This window comes from Saccharothrix coeruleofusca (genome assembly GCF_014648515.1).
Classification (GTDB): domain Bacteria; phylum Actinomycetota; class Actinomycetes; order Mycobacteriales; family Pseudonocardiaceae; genus Actinosynnema; species Actinosynnema coeruleofuscum.
On record NZ_BMRG01000044.1, the window covers coordinates 1 to 6,296 of the forward strand.

Here is a 6,296-nt window from a genome sequence, read left to right on the forward strand (position 1 = left end):
GCAGCGGTGCGGCGTACGTCACATGGTTGCTGTCCATGGTGGATCGGGTCGCGAGTGGACTTCGGGAAGATCTTTTTCCTGATGTGGTGCACGTTTTTGGGTGCGCTGACTGGAACCCATGCCGCGCACAGGGCATTCTGTCCTCCGAACACTGAATGCTCGGAGTCTTCGCGAGGGTTGTGCATGGGTGCCGCCGCCAAATTTGATCTTGCCGTGAAGCCACTATTGCGAGGCGTCGTCCGGGAGGGGCGCGCGATCACCTCTCGTGTCGATGTCGAGTGGAATCATTCGGCGGGTCGTTCGACTGTGGAGCTATTTGAGGCATGAACACTTTCGAGTCGCGAGTGCCTCCCCCAGTGTTCAACGACCTCATCGGTCGAGGGCACACTGTCCAGTACGAACCAGGTGACTGCCTCATGTCTGCGGGTGCCGTGGGGGACTGCGTGATGGTGCTCCGCCACGGCCACGTCAAGATTCTGAGCGGTGACGCGGCGGGCCGCGAGCGGCTGCTCGCCGTCCGTGGGAGGGGTGAGTTGCTGGGCGAGATGGCCCTCTTCAGCACCGGGACGCGGACCGCTTCAGTGGTGGCGCACGACGCGGTGACCGTCGTCAAGATCGCCGAGGTGCGCTTTCGAGGCTTCTTGGACAAGTACCCGTCCATCCAAGGCGACATCCTGCGGCTCGTGATCGCCAAGCTGCGCGCGTTGGAGGGCAAGCGCGTCGAGAACGGGCCGGGAACGGCGGTGCCGCGCCTCTTGCGCGCGCTGGTGGAGGCGGCTGAGGCATGCGGCGACCTGCTGAAGGACGGCGCTGTTCTGGTGCCGTTCACCCAGAACGAGCTGGGGCAGATGGCCGAGATGTCCGTCCTGTCGGCGCACCGGGCGGTGAAGGTGCTGCGCGAGCGCAAACTGCTCGGTTCGTGGCCGGAGAGGGGGAAGGTGCTGGTCCCGTGCTTGGGATGCCTCCGCGCAGCAGCGCTGTCGCCGCAAATGTACGGACAAGACATCAGCGGATGTGGTGGGGTCCGATCTTGCCCTAGAAGGTGAACGGCGACGTTGCCGGATCATGACCCATCCAGCGAGGAATCGTGAGTGTTCCCCTTGCCACCGAGTGCACCGTCGTGCGCTTGGACGTGGTGGACTCCAGTTCAGGTGGTCGGCGCAGGCAGGCCCACCTCGACCAGGCGCTGAGCGCGGCGCTCGACCTTACCCTCGACAGCCTGAGCCACCACTCGCGCTACGCCTCCGAGCCGACCTTCCGGCGTGACGACGGCGACAGCGTGACCCTGGTCTTCGGCGCGAACATCCCCAAAGCGTGGGTGACGGCGGACATCGTGCTGCGCGAGCTGGACCTGGCGCTCTCCGAGGTCAACAAGCCTTACAACGACGCCCACCGGTTGAGGGTGCGGATCGCCGTGGACGACGGGGCGACGGTGATCGACCCGCCGCACATCAGCGGCAGCCCGGTGACCACGACGGCGAGGCTCATCGACGCCGAGCCCTTCCGCAGAGCCGTCCTGGACGCTCCCGAGGAGGACTTCGGGTTGATCGTGTCCGACCGCTTCCACGCCGAGGTGGTCCTCGGCGGGGAGCGCGGCTTGGACCGGATCGCATTCCGCCCGGTCGAGGTGGACGTCAAGGGCTTCCAGCAGACCGCCTGGGTCTACGTGCCCAAGCGCGAGCGGAGCGACCACGGGATGTGAGGCGGTGGGTGGTGTGCGTACCACCCACCGCGATCGGATCAGGAGTTGCGCGGCCACTGCGAGCGGTGGGCCGCCGGTATTGATCGCGTTCTTCGGTGAGTTCCGACTACCGCTTGCTGAGCACTGGATGATCCACGGCCTGGTGAGCGGAAACCGGAATGGAGGACCGAGTGTCCACTCCGGGGTGACAGTCGAAAGTGGTCCAATCCATTGGACTGTGGTGGACATGGTGCTGCCGCTGGTCGCGGTGACTGAATCGGAGGCGTTCACAGATGTTGGGCTGCGGTGCGCCTCTATTGTGAAATTTCTAGACCACCCGGAATTTATCGGAACTGGGATCGCACGGCGGAGCGAATCTCGCGCTGGCTCGCCATGAGATGTAGTCGCCGACTTCATGTGCCCTCGGGCACGTGCCGGATCGCGCTGCGTGTGCTGGAACTGATGTCGCGTCATCGATCGCGACGCCTCTACCATGTACGTGATATATGTCTCATTTGGGGGAGACGGAGCGGCCCTACCGGGTCGTCCGCTGACCGAGCAGGGCCGCGCCCAGCGGGGTCAGCGCGTGCAGCACCGCGCTGCCGTGCCGGGTGCTGCTGATCAGGCCCGCCTCGCGCAGCACCTGGGTGTGCCTGCTGGTGGACGCGGGCGAGGTGCCGACGCGCTGGGCCAGCTCGGTGGTGTTGGCCCCGCCGCCGATCGCCTGGAGGGTCGCGGCGCGGGTCGGGCCGAGCAGCGCGGCGAGGGCGTCCGGGCGGGGCGCGGCGGACCAGCGGTGGGTCGGGTCGATCGGGTAGACCAGGACCGGCGCGAGCGTCGGGTCGGCGGGCGCGACCGGTCGGCCCCGGCAGAAGTAGGAGGGGACGAGGACCAGGCCCCTGCCGTCCAGGCGCAGGTCGCGGTCCACCGCGTAGTCGACCTCCAGCAGCGGCGGGTGCCACCGCGCGAGCGGGCGCAGGCCGTCGAGCAGGCCGTCCACCCCGCCGTCGAGCAGGTCGTGGGCGCGGCGCACCCGGTCGGCGTTGACGCTGGCGCGGATCACGTCCTCGTGGGGTGCGATGGCCGCCGCGTGGTAGGCGCGCAGCGTGCGCACCAGTTCGGCCAGCGCCCCGGTGTCGCCGCGGGTCAGCGGGGCCAGCCGGTCCGGCAGCGGCGACAGGGCGTGCAGCAGGCGCAGTTCCTCGGTCAGTCGCGGCTTCGGGGTGCGCAGGATGGCGTCCAGGCCCGCTTCCAGGCCCCGCGCGCCCTCGGCGGGGGTGAGGAAGTCCGGGAAGTACGGGCCCGCCGGGGTCAGCGCCTCCAGCAGCCGCGCCGCCGAGCGGACTTCCGGGCGCAGCGTCCGCGCCCACTGCCGGAACGCGCGCGGGCGGTCCCGGTCGCGCAGGCGGAAGCTGCTGAGCACCACCTCCCACAGCGGGTGGGTCTCGGCGGCCAGGGTGGTGCGGGCCAGGTCGGCGGCGGTGAAGTGGATGCGCAGCACGGCGACTCCCCCCCGGAACGTCCCCTTACCGATTATGGACGCACGCTGCCTGCGCGTTTCCACTCGGGTGCAAGGGCGTCGCGGGTGGTGGGCCGGTCGGGCCAAGGTGGTGCTCCGTCGGGGGGTGGGGATCGCGCGGCCTGGTGCGGGGGGCGTCAGGCCGCGCGGTCCTCCTGGTGGCCCGGCCAGTAGCATCCGCGCGGTGCGCTTTGTGGCCGATCTGCACATCCACTCCAAGTACTCGCGGGCGTGCAGCCGCGACTGCGACCTGGAGCACCTGACCTGGTGGGCGCGGCGCAAGGGGATCACCCTGGTCGGCACCGGCGACTTCACCCACCCCGCCTGGTACGACCACCTGCGCGAGAACCTGGTGCCCGCCGAGCCGGGCCTGTTCCGGCTGCGCGAGGACCTTGACCGCGACATCGACCGCCGGCTGCCGCCGCGCTTGGCCGCCGCGCCGGTGCGATTCATGCTGTCGGTGGAGATCTCCACGATCTACAAGCGCGACGACCGCACGCGCAAGGTGCACCACCTGATCTACCTGCCGGACCTGGACGCCGCCGCCGAGTTCAACCGGAAGCTGGGCAGGATCGGCAACCTGGGCTCCGACGGGCGGCCGATCCTCGGACTGGACTCGCGGGACCTGCTGGAGATCACCCTGGAGTGCGGCGGCTACCTGGTGCCCGCGCACATCTGGACGCCGTGGTTCGCGGTGCTGGGCTCCAAGTCCGGGTTCGACGCCGTCGAGGACTGCTACGCCGACCTGGCCGAGCACGTCTTCGCCGTGGAGACCGGCCTGTCCAGCGACCCGGAGATGAACTGGCGGATCTCCGGGCTGGACAAGTACCGCCTGGTCAGCAACTCCGACGCGCACTCGCCGCCGATGCTGGGCCGGGAGGCCACGGTGTTCGACACCGAGGTGGACTACTACGCGGTGCGCGCGGCGCTGGAGACCGGCGTCGGGCACGCGGGGTCCATCGAGTTCTTCCCCGAGGAGGGCAAGTACCACGTCGACGGGCACCGCAAGTGCGGTGTGCGGATGGAGCCCGCCGAGACCCGCGCGCACGGCGGTGTCTGCCCGGAGTGCGGCAAGCCGCTCACCGTCGGCGTGCTCAGCCGCGTGGAGGAGCTGGCCGACCGGCCCGAGGGGACCGCGCCCGACGGCGTGCCGGGGTTCCGCAGCCTGGTGCCGCTGCCGGAGATCATGAGCGAGATCCTGGGCACCGGGCCGAAGAGCAAGAAGGTGCTCGGCGAGATCGACCGGCTCACCGCCGCGCTCGGGCCGGAGCTGGGCATCCTCCAGGACGTCCCGGTGGACGAGGTCGAGGCGCACTCGCCGCTGCTGGCCGAGGCGCTGGCCAGGCTGCGGCGCGGGCAGGTCATCCGCGACGCGGGCTACGACGGCGAGTACGGCGTGATCAGGCTGTTCGAGCCCGGCGAAGTGGCGCGGCGCAACGCCTCCCTGTCGTTGTTCGACGACGGGCTGTTCACCGCGTCCGCCGCGGCGAAGCCCAAGCGCGAACCCGCGCCTCGACCGGAAGCGGAACCGGAACCGGTCGCCGTCGCCGAGCCCGCGCGGCCCGAGGGCTCCGGCCTGCTCGACGGGCTGGACCCGGACCAGCGCGCGGCGGCCTCGACCACCGGGGGACCGCTGCTGATCATCGCCGGTCCGGGCACCGGCAAGACGCGCACGCTGACCCACCGCATCGCGCACCTGGTCACCGAGTGCGGCGTCGCGCCCGAGCACTGCCTGGCGATCACCTTCACCCGCCGCGCCGCCGGGGAGATGGCCGAGCGGCTGGCCGCGCTGGTCCCCGAGCACGCCGGGGCGCTGACCGTCGCCACGTTCCACTCCCTGGGCGTGCGCGTCCTGCGCGAGCAGCACGAGCGCGCCGGGCTGGGCCGCGACTTCGGCGTCGCCGACCCGGACCGCGCGCTCGCCGTCGCCCTGAAGGTCGCGGGGGAGGAGAAGCAGGCGCGGCGGCTGCTGGCCGAGGGCGACCCCCGGTACAAGGAGGCGCTGCGGCGGCAGGACCTGGTCGACTTCGACGACCTGGTCGCGCTGCCGCTGGCGCTGCTGGAGGCCGACCCGGAGCTGGCCGCCGCCTACCGCGACCGCTACCGGTGGATCTGCGTCGACGAGTACCAGGACGTCGACGAGCGGCAGTACCGGCTGCTGCGGCTGCTGGCCCCGCCGGAGGGCAACCTCACCGCGATCGGCGACCCGGACCAGGCGATCTACCGGTTCCGCGGCGCGGACGTCGGGTTCTTCCTGCGCTTCCAGCAGGACTTCCCGACGGCCCGCGTGGTGCACCTGACCCGCAACTACCGCTCCAGCGCCCCGGTGGTCTCGGGCGCGCTGCAGGTCATCTCGCCGACCACCCTGGTGCCCGGCCGGGAGCTGCGGCCGGTGGGCGAGCACGGCGACGCGCCGGTGGGCGTGCACCAGGCGGCCAGCGAGCAGGCCGAGGCCGTGTTCGTGGCCCGCACCATCGAACGGGTGCTGGGCGGCGCGTCGTTCCACGCGCTGGACAGCGGTCGGGTGGACTCCGGCGGTGCGCACCACGACCTCGGGTTCTCCGACTTCGCCGTGCTCTACCGGACCGACCGGCAGTCGCGGGTGCTGGTGGACGTGCTGACCCAGTCGGGGATGCCGTTCCAGAAGCGCTCGCACGACCGGCTGGCCGACCGGCCGGGCGTGGAGCGGATCGCGCGGGAGCTGCCGTTCGTCGCCGGGACCACGGTGCTGGAGCGGGTGCGGCGCGCGGCGGGGGCCGACCACACTGCGTACGAGCTGCTCAAGCCGCTGGCGCGGGACTGCGGCGAGGACCTGGAGCGGTTCCTGACCGAGCTGGCGCTGGGGGTGGAGGTGGACACCTGGGACCCCCGCGCGGACCGGATCTCGCTGCTGACCCTGCACGCCGCCAAGGGGCTGGAGTTCCCCGTGGTGTTCGTCGTCGGCTGCGAGGACGGGCTGCTGCCGCTGCGCTGGCCCGGTGCGCCCGACTCCGGCGACGAGGTGGACGAGGAGCGCCGCCTGCTGTTCGTCGGGATGACCAGGGCGCAGCGGCACCTGTTCCTCAGTCACTCGTCCGGGCGGCCCCGGTCGCCGTT

Annotated in this window: 4 protein-coding genes; 3 read left to right on the forward strand and 1 reads right to left on the reverse strand. The window is 71.1% G+C overall.

The window, feature by feature from the left end; translation table 11 throughout:
- Positions 1-323: 323 nt before the first annotated feature.
- Together IEZ00_RS35895 and IEZ00_RS35900 are read left to right on the forward strand one after the other, a co-directional pair.
- Positions 324-1,046 (forward strand): Crp/Fnr family transcriptional regulator, encoded by a 723-nt coding sequence (locus IEZ00_RS35895; RefSeq protein WP_268248888.1) that lies wholly within the window; start codon positions 324-326, stop codon positions 1,044-1,046.
- A 41-nt stretch (positions 1,047-1,087) separates the two neighbouring features.
- On the forward strand, positions 1,088-1,702 hold the full coding sequence (locus IEZ00_RS35900) for a hypothetical protein (protein ID WP_189227809.1): 615 nt from the start codon (positions 1,088-1,090) through the stop codon (positions 1,700-1,702).
- Positions 1,703-2,216: 514 nt separating this feature from the next.
- Here the strand turns inward: IEZ00_RS35900 and IEZ00_RS35905 are convergent.
- A complete protein-coding gene (locus IEZ00_RS35905; RefSeq protein WP_189227810.1) occupies positions 2,217-3,182 on the reverse strand; it encodes an ArsR/SmtB family transcription factor in 966 nt (321 codons plus the stop codon).
- Positions 3,183-3,384: 202 nt separating this feature from the next.
- On the opposite strand from IEZ00_RS35905, the gene IEZ00_RS37955 reads away from it, so the two are divergent.
- The coding region (locus IEZ00_RS37955; protein WP_189227811.1) for a UvrD-helicase domain-containing protein at positions 3,385-6,296 on the forward strand (2,912 nt) is incomplete at its 3' end.